At 59.0% G+C, this 15,033-nt stretch carries 15 protein-coding genes and 1 tRNA gene; 10 read left to right on the top strand and 6 right to left on the bottom strand.

The genetic code is table 11. From position 1 onward, the window contains the following. Positions 1 to 61: 61 nt before the first annotated feature. The 4 genes from K7B09_RS07175 to K7B09_RS07160 all read left to right on the top strand — a co-directional run bounded on the left by K7B09_RS07175 (position 62) and on the right by K7B09_RS07160 (position 3,023). On the top strand, positions 62 to 643 hold the full coding sequence (locus tag K7B09_RS07175) for a TetR/AcrR family transcriptional regulator (protein WP_223628304.1): 582 nt from the start codon (positions 62 to 64) through the stop codon (positions 641 to 643). Between the two features lie 31 nt (positions 644 to 674). Continuing rightward, positions 675 to 1,913 carry an alkaline phosphatase family protein gene (locus tag K7B09_RS07170; protein WP_223628300.1) on the top strand — a complete coding sequence of 413 codons (1,239 nt, stop codon included), beginning with the start codon at positions 675 to 677 and terminating at the stop codon, positions 1,911 to 1,913. Between the two features lie 133 nt (positions 1,914 to 2,046). Further along, positions 2,047 to 2,250, top strand: coding sequence for a DUF6116 family protein (locus K7B09_RS07165; protein WP_223628297.1), 204 nt, complete (start codon positions 2,047 to 2,049; stop codon positions 2,248 to 2,250). A gap of 2 nt (positions 2,251 to 2,252) precedes the next feature. Continuing rightward, a complete protein-coding gene (locus K7B09_RS07160) occupies positions 2,253 to 3,023 on the top strand; it encodes a TatD family hydrolase (RefSeq protein ID WP_223628295.1) in 771 nt (256 codons plus the stop codon). A gap of 41 nt (positions 3,024 to 3,064) precedes the next feature. Here the strand turns inward: K7B09_RS07160 and K7B09_RS07155 are convergent, their stop codons facing one another. Beyond that, positions 3,065 to 3,859, bottom strand: coding sequence for a tRNA threonylcarbamoyladenosine dehydratase (locus K7B09_RS07155; protein WP_223628293.1), 795 nt, complete (start codon positions 3,857 to 3,859; stop codon positions 3,065 to 3,067). Positions 3,860 to 3,961: 102 nt separating this feature from the next. Between K7B09_RS07155 and phaR the strand changes: the two genes are divergently transcribed. After that, positions 3,962 to 4,450, top strand: coding sequence for a polyhydroxyalkanoate synthesis repressor PhaR (gene phaR, locus K7B09_RS07150; protein WP_223628290.1), 489 nt, complete (start codon positions 3,962 to 3,964; stop codon positions 4,448 to 4,450). Positions 4,451 to 4,522: 72 nt separating this feature from the next. Here the strand turns inward: phaR and K7B09_RS07145 are convergent, their stop codons facing one another. Together K7B09_RS07145 and K7B09_RS07140 are read right to left on the bottom strand one after the other, a co-directional pair. Continuing rightward, positions 4,523 to 5,422 (bottom strand): M48 family metallopeptidase, encoded by a 900-nt coding sequence (locus K7B09_RS07145; protein ID WP_223628288.1) that lies wholly within the window; start codon positions 5,420 to 5,422, stop codon positions 4,523 to 4,525. Positions 5,423 to 5,492: 70 nt separating this feature from the next. Continuing rightward, positions 5,493 to 7,364, bottom strand: coding sequence for a formylglycine-generating enzyme family protein (locus tag K7B09_RS07140; protein WP_223628285.1), 1,872 nt, complete (start codon positions 7,362 to 7,364; stop codon positions 5,493 to 5,495). Positions 7,365 to 7,455: 91 nt separating this feature from the next. Between K7B09_RS07140 and rnd the strand changes: the two genes are divergently transcribed. The 5 genes from rnd (at position 7,456) to K7B09_RS07115 (ending at position 12,494) form a co-directional block, all read left to right on the top strand. Further along, complete coding sequence (rnd, locus tag K7B09_RS07135) at positions 7,456 to 8,541, top strand: ribonuclease D (protein ID WP_223628282.1); 1,086 nt, start codon at positions 7,456 to 7,458, stop codon at positions 8,539 to 8,541. Positions 8,542 to 8,604: 63 nt separating this feature from the next. Next, positions 8,605 to 8,681: transfer RNA gene (locus K7B09_RS07130), tRNA-Pro, on the top strand. A gap of 197 nt (positions 8,682 to 8,878) precedes the next feature. Then, positions 8,879 to 9,097 carry a hypothetical protein gene (locus K7B09_RS07125; protein ID WP_223628280.1) on the top strand — a complete coding sequence of 73 codons (219 nt, stop codon included), beginning with the start codon at positions 8,879 to 8,881 and terminating at the stop codon, positions 9,095 to 9,097. Between the two features lie 95 nt (positions 9,098 to 9,192). Then, positions 9,193 to 10,893 carry an ATP-binding response regulator gene (locus K7B09_RS07120; RefSeq protein ID WP_223628277.1) on the top strand — a complete coding sequence of 567 codons (1,701 nt, stop codon included), beginning with the start codon at positions 9,193 to 9,195 and terminating at the stop codon, positions 10,891 to 10,893. Continuing rightward, positions 10,890 to 12,494, top strand: coding sequence for a class I SAM-dependent methyltransferase (locus K7B09_RS07115; RefSeq protein WP_223628273.1), 1,605 nt, complete (start codon positions 10,890 to 10,892; stop codon positions 12,492 to 12,494). Before K7B09_RS07120 ends, K7B09_RS07115 begins: the two co-directional genes overlap by 4 nt. 34 nt (positions 12,495 to 12,528) lie before the next feature. Here the strand turns inward: K7B09_RS07115 and tssE are convergent, their stop codons facing one another. From tssE to tssC, 3 genes are read right to left on the bottom strand one after another with little or no spacing between them, the layout of a single operon-like run. After that, complete coding sequence (tssE, locus tag K7B09_RS07110; protein WP_223628271.1) at positions 12,529 to 12,972, bottom strand: type VI secretion system baseplate subunit TssE; 444 nt, start codon at positions 12,970 to 12,972, stop codon at positions 12,529 to 12,531. Positions 12,973 to 12,984: 12 nt separating this feature from the next. After that, complete coding sequence (locus tag K7B09_RS07105) at positions 12,985 to 13,464, bottom strand: Hcp family type VI secretion system effector (RefSeq protein ID WP_223628269.1); 480 nt, start codon at positions 13,462 to 13,464, stop codon at positions 12,985 to 12,987. A gap of 52 nt (positions 13,465 to 13,516) precedes the next feature. Beyond that, on the bottom strand, positions 13,517 to 15,001 hold the full coding sequence (gene tssC / locus K7B09_RS07100) for a type VI secretion system contractile sheath large subunit (protein WP_223628266.1): 1,485 nt from the start codon (positions 14,999 to 15,001) through the stop codon (positions 13,517 to 13,519). Positions 15,002 to 15,033: the final 32 nt, after the last annotated feature.

Below are 15,033 nucleotides of genomic sequence, written 5' to 3'. Positions count from 1 at the left end.
CATTGGCAAGCATTCAGCCTGAAATTTGCCCAAACACAGACCCATTGCGTACGCTGTACGCATGACTGGCACACCCACCGCACAGCGTATCGTTGCCGCCGCTCGCGGCCTGCTGCAGCGCGAAGGTGTTGCTGCGGTGCATATGCGCAAGGTGGCGCAATTGGCCGGCATCAGCCCGATGGGCATTTACCGCCATTTCGCCAACCGCGATGCCTTGCTGCAACGACTGGCCGACGACAGTTTCGACGAGATCACGCATCACTGGTTGGCCATGCGCAGCGGCAGCGATGTGCTGGCGCAACTCATCGCCCTGCAACGCATTTATCTGGATTACGCATTGGCGCATCCACATGTGTTCGAGCATGCGTTTTCATCGCATCGCGGCAATGCGCGGCGTTTCCCGGAGGATTTCCACGCACGTCGCTCACCCACATTCAACGTGGGCCACGATGCCGTGGTCGCCGCACAAGCGGCGGGGGTGTTGCGCGCAGGCGAGCCGTGGGATATCGCGATGACACTGTGGGCGCATTCGCATGGCTTGATAACGCTGTATCGCGCCGGGCGGTTCAGTTTTGATGAACATAACTTCCGCAGCTTCCACGAAACTTCGTTGCAGCGAATCCTGGACGGCTTGCGCGCCTGATTCCTTCGCCAACAATCGCTATCATCAATATATGCCTAATTTGCTTCGCGCCACGCTGGCGCTGGTGTTCCTGCTACTGGCTGGCTGCGCCACTCAGCCAGGCACATTACAACCGTCCACCGTGCTGCTGGTCTCGGTGGATGGGCTGCGCCCCACTGATGTCACAGCCACCAACATGCCGACATTGAATGCACTGGGTGATGCCAATGTGCGCGCGGTGGGCATGCGCCCGTCGTACCCATCGCTGACCTTTCCCAACCATTACGCGCTAGTTACAGGGCTGCGCCCGGATCGTCACGGCATCGTTCACAACTCGATGTCCGATTCCATACTAGGCAAGTTCCGCACCGCCGACCGTAGCGCAGTGGAAACCGGAGACTGGTGGGGCGGCGTACCTGTGTGGGTGAGCGTGCAACGCGCCGGGCTGCGTAGCGCCACCATGTTCTGGCCGGGCAGCGAAGCGGCGATCGACGGTGTGCATCCCTGGCAATGGCGCCACTATGCCGAAAACACCCGCGCCATCAACAGCGTCCAGCAAGTGCTGCAGTGGCTGGCATTGCCAGCAAACCAACGGCCACGGTTCATCACCATGTACCTGGATCAGGTGGATGATGCCAGCCATAACCACGGGCCAAATTCACCGCAAGCCGATGCCGCACGGCGTGAGGTGGATGCCGCCATCGCGGCACTGCTGCAAGGGCTGGCCAACGACAAGCAAATTGCCAACACCAACCTGCTGGTTGTGTCCGATCATGGCTTTGACACCGTCCCTGCGGGGCACACACTCAATGTGGAACAGATGGCCCCACCCAGCGTGGCCGAAGCCGTCAGCGATGGGCAGGTGATTGGCTTTGCACCGATCCAAGGCAAAACCCCAGACGCCGAACAGCTGTTGTTAGGTCGCCATGACCACTACCAGTGCTGGCGCAAACAAGACTTGCCCGTGCAATGGCATTACGGCAGCCACCCACGCATTCCCGCCATCATCTGCCAGATGGATGCCGGCTGGGATGCCTTGTGGCCCAAGAAATACGCCTACCGCATGCAACAGCCACCCACCACGCGTGGCTCCCACGGCTACGACCCCGACCTGCCGCAGATGCGTGCCACGTTTATAGCTGCCGGCCCTGCATTCGGTCATGGCGTGCAATTGCCCGTGTTCGACAATGTGGACGTTTACCCGCTACTGATGCGCTTGCTGCAACTGCCGACCGAGCGTAATGATGGCGACATCACACCGCTACTGCCCGCACTGCGATCATCACATTAGCAGCGCTTGCACCCCCGCCTACATTTGATTGCAGTGGTGAGGTACTCCCTCCACCGGCCGAGCGTAGACATTTACCATTGGATCCAGTCGCATTCGGTGCCAAGTCGAGCTGCCCCACCCTCAGGTCACGTTCATGCCTAATCCATTGATTGCCCCACTGGTGCGCTGGCTTGGCAAGCTCAGCCATCCTCGCCTTTTCCTTGTGATTGGCGCGCTGTTTGTTGTGGATCTCGCGATCCCGAATTTTGTGCCCTGGGACGACATTCTGCTCGGACTGGGAACCCTGCTCTTGGCCCGCTGGAAAAAACCATCTGGCGAAACACCACCATTACCCTAACCATGCGTTTGATCGACAGCCACTGCCATTTCGATGCCGCAGAGTTCGACGCCGATCGCGCCGCTGTGCAAGCACGTGCACGTGCGGCAGGTGTTACCGACCAAATCGTGCCAGCGGTCGATGCCGCCGGCTGGCCCAAGCTGAAAACCATTTGCGCTGCGCAAACCGGCCTGCATCCTGCCTATGGCTTGCATCCGATGTATCTGGACCAGCACCAGCGCAAACATCTGGATGAACTACGCCACTGGGTTGAACGCGAAACCCCGGTGGCAGTGGGCGAATGCGGGTTGGATTTTTTCGTGGGTGGACTGGATGCCGACACGCAGTTGTTTTATTTCGACGCACAACTCAAATTGGCGCGCGAGTTTGACTTGCCTGTCATCGTGCATGCACGACGCGCCGTGGATGCGGTGATTGCCGCGATTCGCCGCACCGGCGGACTGCGCGGCGTCATCCACAGTTTCCCCGGTAGCCCTGAACAAGCCGCGCAGCTGCACCAACTGGGGTTCCTGCTCGGCATCGGCGGGCCAGTGACATTTGAACGCGCCAATCGCCTGCGCAAACTGGTGGCCCACATCCCGCTGGAACAATTGCTGCTGGAAACCGACGCCCCCGATCAACCTGGATCGGCGCATCGCGGCCAGCGCAATGAACCCGCCCATCTGGTCGCGGTACTGGACGTGGTGGCGAAGTTGCGCGGCATCTCGCAAGACACGCTTGCCGCAGCGACCACGGCCAATGCACAACGTTTATTCAACCTCACGCTGCAATAAGCGGCCGCGTGCGCCGCCTGAGGCTGCGAGCTCCAATAGCATCAGGGCTGCTTCGGCTTCAACAACAACTCCATCGCCTTGCCTACTGCGGCAAATGCAAACGCGCCCGTCACATGGGTGGCTGCCCCCAAACCCGCGCCACAATCGAGCTTCAACGCCTCGTCCTTGCCCAACTGCGGGCGTACACCGCACACGCTGCCATCGGCCTGCGGGTAGCGCACGTTTTCCAGCGAATACACCGCCGGCACCCCGAAGTAGCGGTCATGGTTTTTCGGGAAATTGAATTCGCCGCGCAGTTTTTTGCGAATCAACGACAGCATCGCATCGTGCTCGGTGCGCGACAGATCGCGCACGCGAATCTGGGTGACATCGCTGCGCCCACCGGCCGAGCCCACCGCAATGATCGGCTGCTTGCGGCGACGACACCAGGCAATCATCTCCACCTTGCTGCGAAAACTGTCACAGGCATCCAGCACCAGATCCACCGGCGTTCCCAGCAGTGCATCCAGATTGCCGGGGGTGACAAATTGCGGGTGCAAATCCAAGTGGATGTGCGGATTGATCGCACGGCAACGCTCGGCCATCGCCTCGATCTTGGCGCGCCCGAACTGTCCATCCAACGCCGGCAATTGCCGGTTGGTATTGGACACGCACAAATCATCGGCATCGATCAAGGTCAACCTGCCGACACCGCTGCGCGCCAGCGCTTCCACCGCCCATGACCCCACACCACCAATACCGACCACCGTCACATGGCAAGCGCGCAGCCGCGCCAACGCGCCGCTGCCATACAGGCGGTCGATACCGCCAAAACGTTCTTTCCAAAGCGTATCCATGCGCCATTTTACGCTGCGCCGGCAAGCGTGTTTCCGGTCAGCAGTTGCAAGCGCTGCTGCACTGCGCCATGCTGCGCATAGTGCAACTAGAGTCATTGCTCAATGTCTGCAATTCGTGTTATCAAGAAGTACCCCAACCGTCGTTTGTACGACACCGAAATTTCCAGCTACATCACCATCGAGGATGTGCGCCAGTTGATCGTGGATGGCGAATCCTTCGAAGTGCGTGATGCCAAAACCGGTGAAGACCTGACCCGTCAGGTCTTGTTGCAGATCATTACCGAGCACGAGCAGGATGGGCAGCCGATGTTGTCCACCCAGCTGCTGAGCCAATTGATTCGCTTTTATGGCGATTCATTGCAGGGCTTCATGGGCAACTACCTGGAACGCTCGATGCAATTATTCTTGGAACAGCAGCAGCAGTTCCGCTCGCAGATGGGTGGCATGCTGGGGCAAACCCCGTGGGCGATGTTGAACCAGTTGACTGATCGCAATATGGCGCTGTGGAAAGACTTCCAGCAAAACCTGGGCAATAGCATGGGTACCGGCCCCGGCAGTGTGCGCAATAAAGAGACGCGCAAGCCGCGCTGAACCGCTACGCAGCGGCACCTTGCAATACGACCGGGTGGAAATAACCGCCGCGCTGTTTCAAGTTCGACGTATTCAGTGCATGCCACTGGCAGCCTGCGCACCCCCACACAACTTTGCCTTGTAGGCTTCTGCCTTGGGCATCAATGCCTCCAACTGATGGATCCGGGTGCCGGCGCTGGGGTGGGTGGACGCAAACTCCGAGGGTGCCCTGCCCCCGGAGGACTGATCCATGCGCTGCCATAGCGGAATGGCTTGTTGCGGATCAAAACAGGCGGAAGCAGCTAGCATCAGGCCCAACTCATCCGCCTGCGTCTCCTGGCTGCGTGCATACGGCAATGCGCTGCCATAGCCATAGGCCGACATCACCGTCTGCAAGGTACCCGAATCCATCCCGCTGGCCGCACCTGCCATTTGGCCGAGTTGCTCCAGCTTGCCGCGAGTCATCCGCTGCGCACCATGGCGTAACAGCGCGTGGGCGATTTCATGTCCCATCACCACTGCCATGGCATCGGCATTTTGCGCCACCGGCAACAAGCCGGTGTACACCGCAATTTTGCCGCCGGGCAAACAGAAGGCATTGACTTGATCCGACTGCAATACCGTCACCGCCCAGTCAAAGGATTTTTCGATATGGCTGGCCTGCAGATGATGCTCGGCAGCCAAACTATCGGTCACTTGCGGGATCTTTCCAATTAAACGCTCGGCGATGGCTTGCACTTGTTTGGAAGCCTCGGCATCGGCGGGCAAAGGCTTTTCTTGTTGCAAGACTTGTTGATAGGCCTGCAAGCCCAGTGATTTCTCCTGTTCCGGTGAAATGCTCTTGTCAATCACCACCGCTTGCCCGGTCAAGGGATCAATACTGCGGTTGGAAAACCAATACCACGCTGCATAACCGGCAAACAGCAGTAACACCCATAGCCGCAAGCCGCCGCGGCGTTGCCCCGTACTTTGCCCGCTTGGATATTGATTCATGCCTCGATTCCTTCTGTGCCAATGTGACTGTCGCGGTGTCAGTTTTTCAAGCTTTTGCCAACACCTGGTTTCAAAGTTGCCGCACCAAGCGAAAACCGATCCGTGCATTGGTGATATCCACGCCTCCCGAAACGCGCCATGCAGAACGCGCTTGTACTGGCGCACTGGACCATGCCCCACCACGATACATCCGGTTACGGCAACCCGGGTTCACCCACGCCTCACCGCGCGCCGGCGCACGCCGATAGCCTTTGTGCCAACAATCGACCACCCATTCACTGACGTTTCCGCCCATGTCATACAGGCCAAACCGATTCGCCGTGAAACTCCCAACCGGTGCCGGCCCCCACCAGCCATCGGCATATCCGGCAAATGCGTTATTCCAGTGTCGGCCGCGGGGCGAAACATCTTTGCCGCCTGCCAGATTTTCAACCCCCGCTGGCGGCAATGCATTGCCCCACGGATAACGCCCTCGCCCCCCGGCACGCAGCGCGTATTCAAATTCCGCCTCACTGGGCAAACGGTAGTGTGCGCCGGTCTGCTGGCTCAGCCATGCCGCATAAGCTTCGGCATCGCGCGCGGTGACGTGAACCACAGGCATGGCATCCACGGCCGGCTGCCCGTCATACCCGGATCGCCAGTCAATGCCGCTGCCGCGCACGAAGTTGCCGCTGCGCACGTCATAGGCCATCGAATGCCCGCGCTGGGTAGCGCGCGCCACGTAACCGGTGGCCTCCACAAAGCGACGGAACTGCCCCACCGTGATTTCGTAACGCCCCATCGCAAATCCACGCTCGAACGATACTCGGTGCTGGGGTTGTTCATCCGCATTGGCATCGATCTCACCATTGGCAGACCCCATTAGAAATTCGCCAAACGGCACCACCACCATCGATGGGCCACGGCTGGCATCAGGCATTTCATCCGTAAACACTTGCCTGGGCTGAAATACGTCGTACCGGCTGACCATATCAATGCGTTGGCGCAACTCCACACTGGCGGCATCGCCGGGTTTTGCAATGCGCAGCATGTCCGCCAATTGCTCACGTGCAAACTGCAGGCCACTACCGGTTCCCAATGCAATCAAACCGGCATCGCGCATACGTCGCAACCGTTCATTGCGCGCGGCTTCGATGCGCGCACCCACCACTTGTGCAAGCAACGGGCTACCCCGTACCTGGCCGGCACGCGCCAGCAGGCCATAGGCGGCATCGTAATCACCTGCTGCCGCCAGCATCTGGGCCTTGGCAACCAAAACATCCTCCACCGATCCCAGTCCACGCTGCGCACGCAACAGCGGCGGCCACAGCACCAAAGCCTTGCGGAATTTCTCGAGGGCGCCTCCGGCGCTGTCCAATTCCCCTGCACGCAGTTTGGCCTCGCCCGCCAAGGTAAGGTCAAACGCTTGACCCACCTGATCCACTGCAGCCAGATATTCCTGCACATGCGGATACTCCGGCCACAAACTGCGCAATACCGTTGCTTGACGTTGGGCATAGCGCAGGGATGCCAGATCTTCGTCTTCCGCCAATGCCGACCATGCCTGGGACAATAACGCGGTGCGCGATTTCTCCAACAGCTTGGCGTCCTGCAAATTGCCCGGCTGCAACTTCTGCAGGGCCAGCAATAGAGGAATGGCCGATTGCGCAGTCTCGAACAGATCACCCTTGGCCAAGGCCCTGCGCGCCGCAGAGCGCGCAGCTGCTGGATGGGAGATGGCTACCTCTGGCAGCGACCAGCTCAACACCACCGCCAATGCGTCGTCCCCCTGTACGCGCACCTGCCCTTGCGGTTGAGCAGATTGCGCCGGCCTGGCGGGGGGGGACGTCGGCAGCTGGCGGGGTTGCGCAGTCACGGCATGCGGATTGGCCGCAGGCTTGCACCCGACCAATAGCAACAGCATCAACGTGAGTACACCGCGTGTGCGCAAAGCATGCTCCATGAACGCCTTACCCTGCCCGGCGCAGGCTGGATATTGGATGCTGGGTGACGTTAGGTGATCCCCCACGCGCCTGCAACCGCATAATGCACGGATGACACACTGGATCGACACCCCCGACGCGCTGCATGCGCGCTTACAACACCTGCCTCCTTGTATCGGGCTGGATACCGAATTCATCCGCGAGCGCACCTATTGGCCACAACTGGCTTTGGTGCAGATTGCGCTGGGCGAAGCCGACGACGACATCCTGTTGGTCGATCCGCAAGTCCCCGGCATCTGCACGGTCTTGGTCGCAATGCTGGAAAATCCTGAAGTGCTCAAGCTGATGCACAGTCCCAGCGAAGATCTGGTGGCATTCCAGCACAGCTGTGGTGCACTGCCTGCGCCCTTGTTCGATACCCAGGCCGCCGCCGCCCTGTGCGGCATGGGGGCCGGATTGAGCTACCAGAAACTGGTGCACGCCATCACCGGCGTCGAACTGGCCAAGGGGGAAACCCGTTCGGATTGGCTGCGTCGGCCACTCTCGCCCGCACAACTGGACTATGCCGCGGACGATGTGCGCCATCTGCATGCGCTGCACCGTCAGTTGCAGACCGCGCTTACCACCAATAGCCGCGCCAACTGGCTGGCCGAAGACAGCCGCCGGCAACTGGCCAATGCAGCGCAGGACGATGGCGAACGCTGGCCGCATTTGGCCCTGCGCAGCGCGCAATTTCTCGACCCCGCGGGGCAACGCCGCTTATTGCGGCTGTTGCGCTGGCGTGATGCGCAAGCACGCAGCAGCGATCGACCGCGCAGTTGGATTCTAGACAACGAACTGGCGGTAACCTTGGCGCGCCAGAATCCGCCCGACAAGCGCAGCTGCGATGGCCTGCTGGATACCTCGCCCAAATCCCCGCGCAGCCTGCGCGAGGCGCTATGGCTCGCGTTGAGCACACCGCTGGCCGACGAAAACGAGGCGCCACCCATGCGTGGCGACGATCGCAACAAAGCGCAGTTGCGCGCCATGCAGGCCGCCGTAGCCAAACTGGCCGCCGACCTCGGCCTGCCCGAAGGTGTCCTGGCCTCCCGCCGCCTGCTGGAAGGCTTGCAGGACGGCAGCGGCTGGACCGGCGCACTGGCAGGTTGGCGCCGGCAACTCCTGGAACCCAATCTTGCGCCACTGCTGGACTCGTGAGCCCCGCCACATTGCCCCCCTTGCAGATGTCGCATCTTCTCCATAAAATGGGCGGCTCACCATCGGGGTGTAGCTCAGTCTGGTAGAGCGCTACGTTCGGGACGTAGAGGTCGCAGGTTCGAATCCTGTCTCCCCGACCAATAGATTCAAGGTGTTACGACAAAACCGCCGCAAGGCGGTTTTTTCGTTGCCAGCTTGGTGTCACAACAAGATTGCAAGCACCAACGTGCAATTGCGCTGCTTCTGGATCCATTGCAGGCATGCTGTAACTGCACTCGAATCGCACCCCTCTTCATGATTGGCTAGGATTCGGGTCACGTGACTGGTGCATGGACGCATGGGCAGCCTACTTCGCCGCTTCTGGCTTGTTTGGCTAGCAGGGCTGTTCTTTGCAACAGCCATTCCTGTTGTTCGGGCTTCTGCCCCCCTCGCCAGTCTGAAGGCACAGTTCGCATCACCAGATCAGCAGGTGGACTTTGCCGCCGCCAAATTGGCTGTTGATCGCCTGATTGATGCCGGCGACCCAAACAAACTCCCTTTGCTTGGGCAAGCTTGATTTCATGGGTAATGAAAAATCCCGTGCTCTGCAGAACACCTGATTCGGGAGCAGTCAAAGACCGCCGCAAGGCGGTTTTTTGTTTTGCTGGCATCATGGATTGCATCTGGCCCGACAACCCCGCAAATTGCGTAAAGATCGGCAACCGCCAGTTCAATATGCGCATGCAGGCACCGTCCTCGTCATCTCCCCATTCAGCTTCCCCGACAGGTCAAGCTCCTTCGCTGCTGCGGCAATGGGCCATTGCCGTGGTATTGCCACTGGTCATGGCCGCGCTGCTGGCGTTTGGTTTGTTGGCGCTGGCCGCACTTCCATTGGATACCCAGTTGCCCGCTGCCCAATTACGGTCAGCGCTATGGAAGGCGGCAGGCTTGTTGTTGATGGCGGTGCTCGTGGTGTTGGTCATCAGCTGGGGTATCGCCCAGCGTTTCCGCGCATCGATACATGCCTTGACGCTGGCGGTGCAGCGTCTGGGCAAGGGTGCCCCCCTGCAATTGGCGCTGGATGGCCGCGACAATCCATTGTGGCAACTTCAATACGCGATCCAGGAAGCATCCAGGTCGGTGGCCCAGGTACAGAACCGGATGCAAAGTGCGCTGGGGCGCACCAGTATTGAATTGGCCGAAAAAAACGCAAAGCTGGAATCCGCCAACTTGTCACGCGCACGGCTGCTGGCCGCGGCCAGCCACGATCTGCGTCAGCCGTTGTATGCCCTGACGTTGTTTTCCTCGACACTGCGCGCCGGCGAGACCGATCCTGACAAGATCACCCGCATCATGCATATCCAGGAATGCGTGGCCTCGCTGGATCAACTGTTTGCCGAATTGCTGGATTTGTCACGCCTGGAGTCCGGCAGCATGCAGGCCAGCGTGTCCAATGTGCGGCTGGATGATGTCTTCGATGAAGTCAGTCGCAACTTCCGCATGCTGGCCGAATCGCGCGGCCTGCGGCTGGTTGTACGCAAGACCGATGCTTGGGTGCAGGGTGACCGCACCATGCTGGCACGGATCCTCAACAATCTGGTCAGTAATGCGCTGCGTTATACCGATAGCGGCGGTGTTTTGGTCGGGGTTCGTCATCAAGACAACGGCCAAGTGCGCATTGATGTCTGGGATACCGGTTGCGGGATTGCACCGGAACACCAACAGCGGGTGTTCGATGAGTTCTATCAGGTCAAACAGAGCACCTTGCCCGCCGGTGAGCGCAAGCGCGGCCTTGGGCTGGGACTGGCGACCGTGCGGCGTTTGGCAGAATTATGTGGCTGCGCGCTGACATTGTCATCGCGACCCGCACGCGGCACCTTGGTTTCACTCACCTTGGATCGCAGCGTGGAAGTGATGCCTACGGATAACGACAGTCTCGATTTTCCGCTCGATATCAGTGGCCTGCGCGTGCTCGCCATTGATGACGAGCCCAGTATTCTGGAGGGGCTACGCGCGCTGTTGCTGGAATGGGGGTGCGAGGTGCGTACCGCCCACGATGTTGACAGTGCTCTCATCCAACTCGAGGACTGGAGTCTGCCACCGGATCTCATTCTCAGCGATCTACATCTTGGCCCGGAGCTCAGTGGCCTTGATGTGCTGGATGCGGTCAGCCATCGCTATCGGTGTGACCCCGCACATCCGAGCTTTGCCAGGCTTTTGGTGACCGGCGAAACCCGCCCCGAGCAGATTGCAATAATTACATCCAAACGCATCCCTGTGCTGTTCAAACCTGTAGCACCGCAACGCCTGCGCGAAGCAATGCTGGCCGCGGTCTTGGCGGCCAAAGCGCTCCCCAAAGAGGACAACCCGTGACCGCAGCATTTGCTTACGATGCCCTGCAATACCCGGCGCTGATTTTTCCGCAGATGCACCCATCGCGATTGGCTGCAATTGGCCGCCTGCATGGACTGGCCAGCGCGTCGCCCATCCAATGCCGATTACTGGAAGTAGGTTGCGGTGATGGCCTGCAATTGCTCAGCTTGGCGCTGGCCTACCCGCAAGCACAATTCGTCGGCGTGGATATGTCGCAGACCGCGATTGCGCGTGGTGAGGCGATGCGTCAGCAATTGGGTCTGACCAATCTGCAACTGCATGCGGCAGATGTTTGCCAATGGGAGTGCGGCGCGACGCCATTCGACTATATCGTCGCGCATGGGTTCTTCTCATGGGTTCCGGCCTCGGTGCAGGACACACTGCTGGCGCTGTGCCAGCGCATGCTGACAGCGAACGGCATCGCATATATCAGCTATAACGCCCTGCCCGGCTGCCATCTGCGCCGAATGATGTGGGACATGCTGCAGCAACATACCTCCAGCATCAACGAACCATTGCAGAAAATTGCGCTGGCGCGCGAGTTTCTGACCTGGCTACAGGCATCGGTGACCACCAAGACACCCTATGCAGATGTGGTCCGCCATGAAGCGCAGGATTTGCTCGAAAAAACCGAATCGGCGGTGTTCTACCACGACGACTTGGCCGAATTGAATCTGCCGTATTCAATTACCGATTTCGCTGCACGCGCGCATACTCACGGCCTGGGTTTTCTCGCCGAAGCGGAATATCACGACTCCAGCGGCGCCTCGTTACCCGACCACACCGCAGCGAGCCTGGCTCAACTGGCGGCCGGTGATGTGATTCGCCGCGAACAATATCTGGACTATCTGAAAGGCCGGCGCTTCCGACAAACCCTGCTCTGCCGGCAAGAAGTAGCGATTGTGCGCCCAGCACAAGCGGATGCGGTACTGCAGATGCAAGCGACAGGACATCTGTACGAAGACGCCGCCTTTGCAGACACCGACATAGGAAAGGCACACCCGGGACTACGACGTTTTTGCGCCAGCGGTGGGGCAGCTCTCACCACGCCGAATACATTGGTCGCCAGTGCATTGACCGCCATTGGCAACGCGTTTCCCTGCGCTCTATCGGTCGACACACTGCTGCAGCAACACCTGGCAACAACCCAGGGTGGCGGCAACCTGCATGAGGATCAGCACGAAAATCTGCAGGAAATCCGCGGCACACTCTGCAAGGCTTTGCTCATCGCCTTCGAATACGGCCTACTGACCCTGCATATCGATGCGCCGGCGTTTGCCAATTCGCCCAGCGAATACCCTTGCTTGAATCCGCTATCCCGCGTGCAGCTGGAGAATGGGCAAGACATGCTGACCAGTCTGCGGCCCTCCATGGTGCGCCTCGACAGCCAGCTGGGGCTGGAGCTGGTCAAGTTGTTGAACGGCAAGCGCGATCGCATCGCCTTGCTGCAAGCACTCGTCGAGCGCATGCAGGCATTTCCTGTCGTGGGCGCAGATGGCAAAGAGTCAATTCAAACCAGTGCCTGGTGGCAAGACCACCTTGCTGGCCAACTGGAAAGCGGCCTGCAGCTTGCGTGCAAGATGGCGTTATTGGATGCTTGATACCAATAACGAATCAGCGCTTAGCACTCGATGCTCAGCGCACCATGTAGTTTTGCGAGTTCAACTGCAGCACCGCATCGAACTGCACTTTTTCGTTGTCTGACCCTAATACCATCAATGCATCGACCCGAAAGCGCAGAGCGCGATCTAGCTCGCGCTGCGGCTCCAACGTCACTCGAATTCGGGTCAAACGCGCTTCGTGCAGGCTGATTGCTTGCTCCAGCGAGCGACGGATACGGTCTCGATCCTGTGGGCTGAGCAAGCTGTAGGAGGAAAAATCAAGGATACCGAAGGTCAATGATGACGCTCGGCACTCCTTGAACGTCTCAGGAATCAGCCGTGCCGCTTCCGAGCGCGTGTTGAGCAAGTTTTCAAGATCCGCCGCAATTCCTTTGCGAATTTCAGTCACCGAAATGCCCCTGCCAGTATCCTCCGGCAGGGGCACATCGACCAAACGATCCATCAAGCCACGTGACATCGGTATGCGATGTTATGCGCCACTCTTGTCGTTCTTCTTGATGTTCCACTTCATGCCGGTATCGCCTTCCTTCGACCCATCTTGCTTCTGTGCGGTGTAGGTGTATTCGATATGGCCGTAGTTGAACGAAACAGTTTCAGAATCATCACCCGAGCCCGACATCGAGATGCTGGACACCAGCAGATCCGACAGCGTGATCTTGACGTAATCCATCTGCTGGCCACCCTGCTTGCGCGCAATCAGTACGGCCTTCTTGATGTGGGTGCCATCAGCGCACTTCTCCATCATCTTCGGGCTGCTCTTGTCGATGCGCTTGGTGATGCTTAGATCCTGGAAGGCGACCTTACCGGTACCACCACCACCGCCATAGGCCATCGAACCGGAGTTGGTGGCACCCACCGACCATGCCAGCACGTCGATCTCGCCTTTGTGTTTAGCATCTGCAGATTCGCCATCGATGCCGTCAATCTTCATGAAAATATCACTTGCCATTGCAGTTCTCCGTGAGTGAAATCAGAAAAGTAGTGCGTTGTTTTTATTCAGGTCAGCGTGCCGACTTCGGCAATTCCGCGACCATGCGCAGCGAAACGCTGAGCTCATCCAGCTGATAGTGGGGCCGCAGGAAAGCAACCGACTTGTATGCACCCGGCTTGCCGGGAACATCCACCACTTCCACGCGCGCTTCGCGCAGCGGGTATTGCGCCTTCATTTCCTGCGACGCGTTATCGTCCAGCAACACGTACTGGGCAATCCAGTTATTCAGGAACATTTCGACACTGGACTTGCTGGCGAAACTGCCGATCTTGTCGCGCATCATCGACTTCAAGTAATGCGCGATACGACTCACCGCAAAGATGTACTGCAGTTGCGACGACAAGCGCGCGTTGGCGTTGGCGGCATCGGTGTTGTATTCCTTGGCCTTCTGCGCTGATTGGGTGGAGAAGAACGCCGCGTAGTCAGTACCCTTGCAATGCACCAGCGGAATCATGCCCAGATCGGCGAGCTCTTTTTCACGCCGATCGGTGATGGCGATTTCAGTCGGGCACTTGAGCGCAACTTCGCCATCGTCAGTGGCAAAGGTGTGGGTCGGCAAGCCCTCGACCAAGCCGCCACCTTCCACTCCGCGAATGGCCGCACACCAGCCGAATTTGGCAAACGCATCGGTTACCTTAGTACCCAGCGCATACGCCGCATTCATCCACAAGTACTTGCCGTGCTCTGTGCCATCTGTGCGCTCGACAAAGTTGAATGCCTCCACCGGATCGGTGTCTGGGCCATACGGCAGGCGACCCAACACATGCGGCATTGCAAGGCCCACATAGCGGGAGTCTTCAGATGCACGGAAGCTCTTCCACTTGGCGTATTCAACGGTATCGAAGATCTTGGCCAGATCACGCGGGCCGGACAGTTCGGTGAAATCGTCAAAGCCCAGCAATTCCGGCGACGCGGCACTGAGGAACGGCGCATGGGCAGCGGCACACACGTGGGAAATTTCTTCCAGCAAATACATGTCTTCCGGATGCCGACCGAACTCGAAATCGCCGATCAAAGTGGCAAACGGTGCGCCACCAAAAGTGCCGTATTCCTCTTCATAGAGCTTCTTGAACAGCGTGCCCTGGTCGAAGTCCGCTGCATTTTTGAAGTCCTTGATCAACTCCTTCTTGGTGGTGTTGAACACCTTGATCTTCAGCGTGGTGCTGGTTTCAGAGTTATCGACCAGGTATTTCAAACCACGCCAGCTACCTTCCAGCTGCTGAAACTCAGGTGCATGCATCACTGCAGATAATTGCTCGGATAGCACACGGTCGATTTCGGCGATACGTGCATCCAGTGCGCCAATCGCATCCTTGGAAACCACCATTGCACCATCGCTGACCTGCGCCACCAATTCCGCGATCAGATCACGCGCACGGGTACGTTCGGTATCCGAACGGGCAATTTTGCTCTGGGTCAGAATCTGATCCAACAGCCCGCCTTCAGCGGCTTCTGCAGTGGCGGAGGTTGCAGCCTGGGTTTCGGTATTGGCCATGTTGTTTGCTCGTTTGACGGTTTGGAATCAAA

It is taken from the genome of Thermomonas beijingensis (genome assembly GCF_020034655.1).
In the GTDB taxonomy this organism is placed as follows: Bacteria; Pseudomonadota; Gammaproteobacteria; order Xanthomonadales; family Xanthomonadaceae; genus Thermomonas; species Thermomonas beijingensis.
Note: the sequence above shows the minus strand (reverse complement) of the source record. Positions and strands in the feature narration are given on the sequence as shown.

What these genes read in the sequence shown, in the direction of transcription:
- K7B09_RS07175 (WP_223628304.1), top strand. Translation starts at nt 62, where the DNA reads ATGACTGGCACACCCACCGCACAGCGTATCGTTGCCGCCGCTCGCGGC.
- K7B09_RS07170 (WP_223628300.1), top strand. Translation starts at nt 675, where the DNA reads ATGCCTAATTTGCTTCGCGCCACGCTGGCGCTGGTGTTCCTGCTACTG.
- K7B09_RS07165 (WP_223628297.1), top strand. Translation starts at nt 2,047, where the DNA reads ATGCCTAATCCATTGATTGCCCCACTGGTGCGCTGGCTTGGCAAGCTC.
- K7B09_RS07160 (WP_223628295.1), top strand. Translation starts at nt 2,253, where the DNA reads ATGCGTTTGATCGACAGCCACTGCCATTTCGATGCCGCAGAGTTCGAC.
- K7B09_RS07155 (WP_223628293.1), bottom strand. Translation starts at nt 3,859, where the DNA reads ATGGATACGCTTTGGAAAGAACGTTTTGGCGGTATCGACCGCCTGTAT.
- phaR (WP_223628290.1), top strand. Translation starts at nt 3,962, where the DNA reads ATGTCTGCAATTCGTGTTATCAAGAAGTACCCCAACCGTCGTTTGTAC.
- K7B09_RS07145 (WP_223628288.1), bottom strand. Translation starts at nt 5,422, where the DNA reads ATGAATCAATATCCAAGCGGGCAAAGTACGGGGCAACGCCGCGGCGGC.
- K7B09_RS07140 (WP_223628285.1), bottom strand. Translation starts at nt 7,364, where the DNA reads ATGGAGCATGCTTTGCGCACACGCGGTGTACTCACGTTGATGCTGTTG.
- rnd (WP_223628282.1), top strand. Translation starts at nt 7,456, where the DNA reads ATGACACACTGGATCGACACCCCCGACGCGCTGCATGCGCGCTTACAA.
- K7B09_RS07125 (WP_223628280.1), top strand. Translation starts at nt 8,879, where the DNA reads ATGGGCAGCCTACTTCGCCGCTTCTGGCTTGTTTGGCTAGCAGGGCTG.
- K7B09_RS07120 (WP_223628277.1), top strand. Translation starts at nt 9,193, where the DNA reads ATGGATTGCATCTGGCCCGACAACCCCGCAAATTGCGTAAAGATCGGC.
- tssE (WP_223628271.1), bottom strand. Translation starts at nt 12,972, where the DNA reads ATGTCACGTGGCTTGATGGATCGTTTGGTCGATGTGCCCCTGCCGGAG.
- K7B09_RS07105 (WP_223628269.1), bottom strand. Translation starts at nt 13,464, where the DNA reads ATGGCAAGTGATATTTTCATGAAGATTGACGGCATCGATGGCGAATCT.
- tssC (WP_223628266.1), bottom strand. Translation starts at nt 15,001, where the DNA reads ATGGCCAATACCGAAACCCAGGCTGCAACCTCCGCCACTGCAGAAGCC.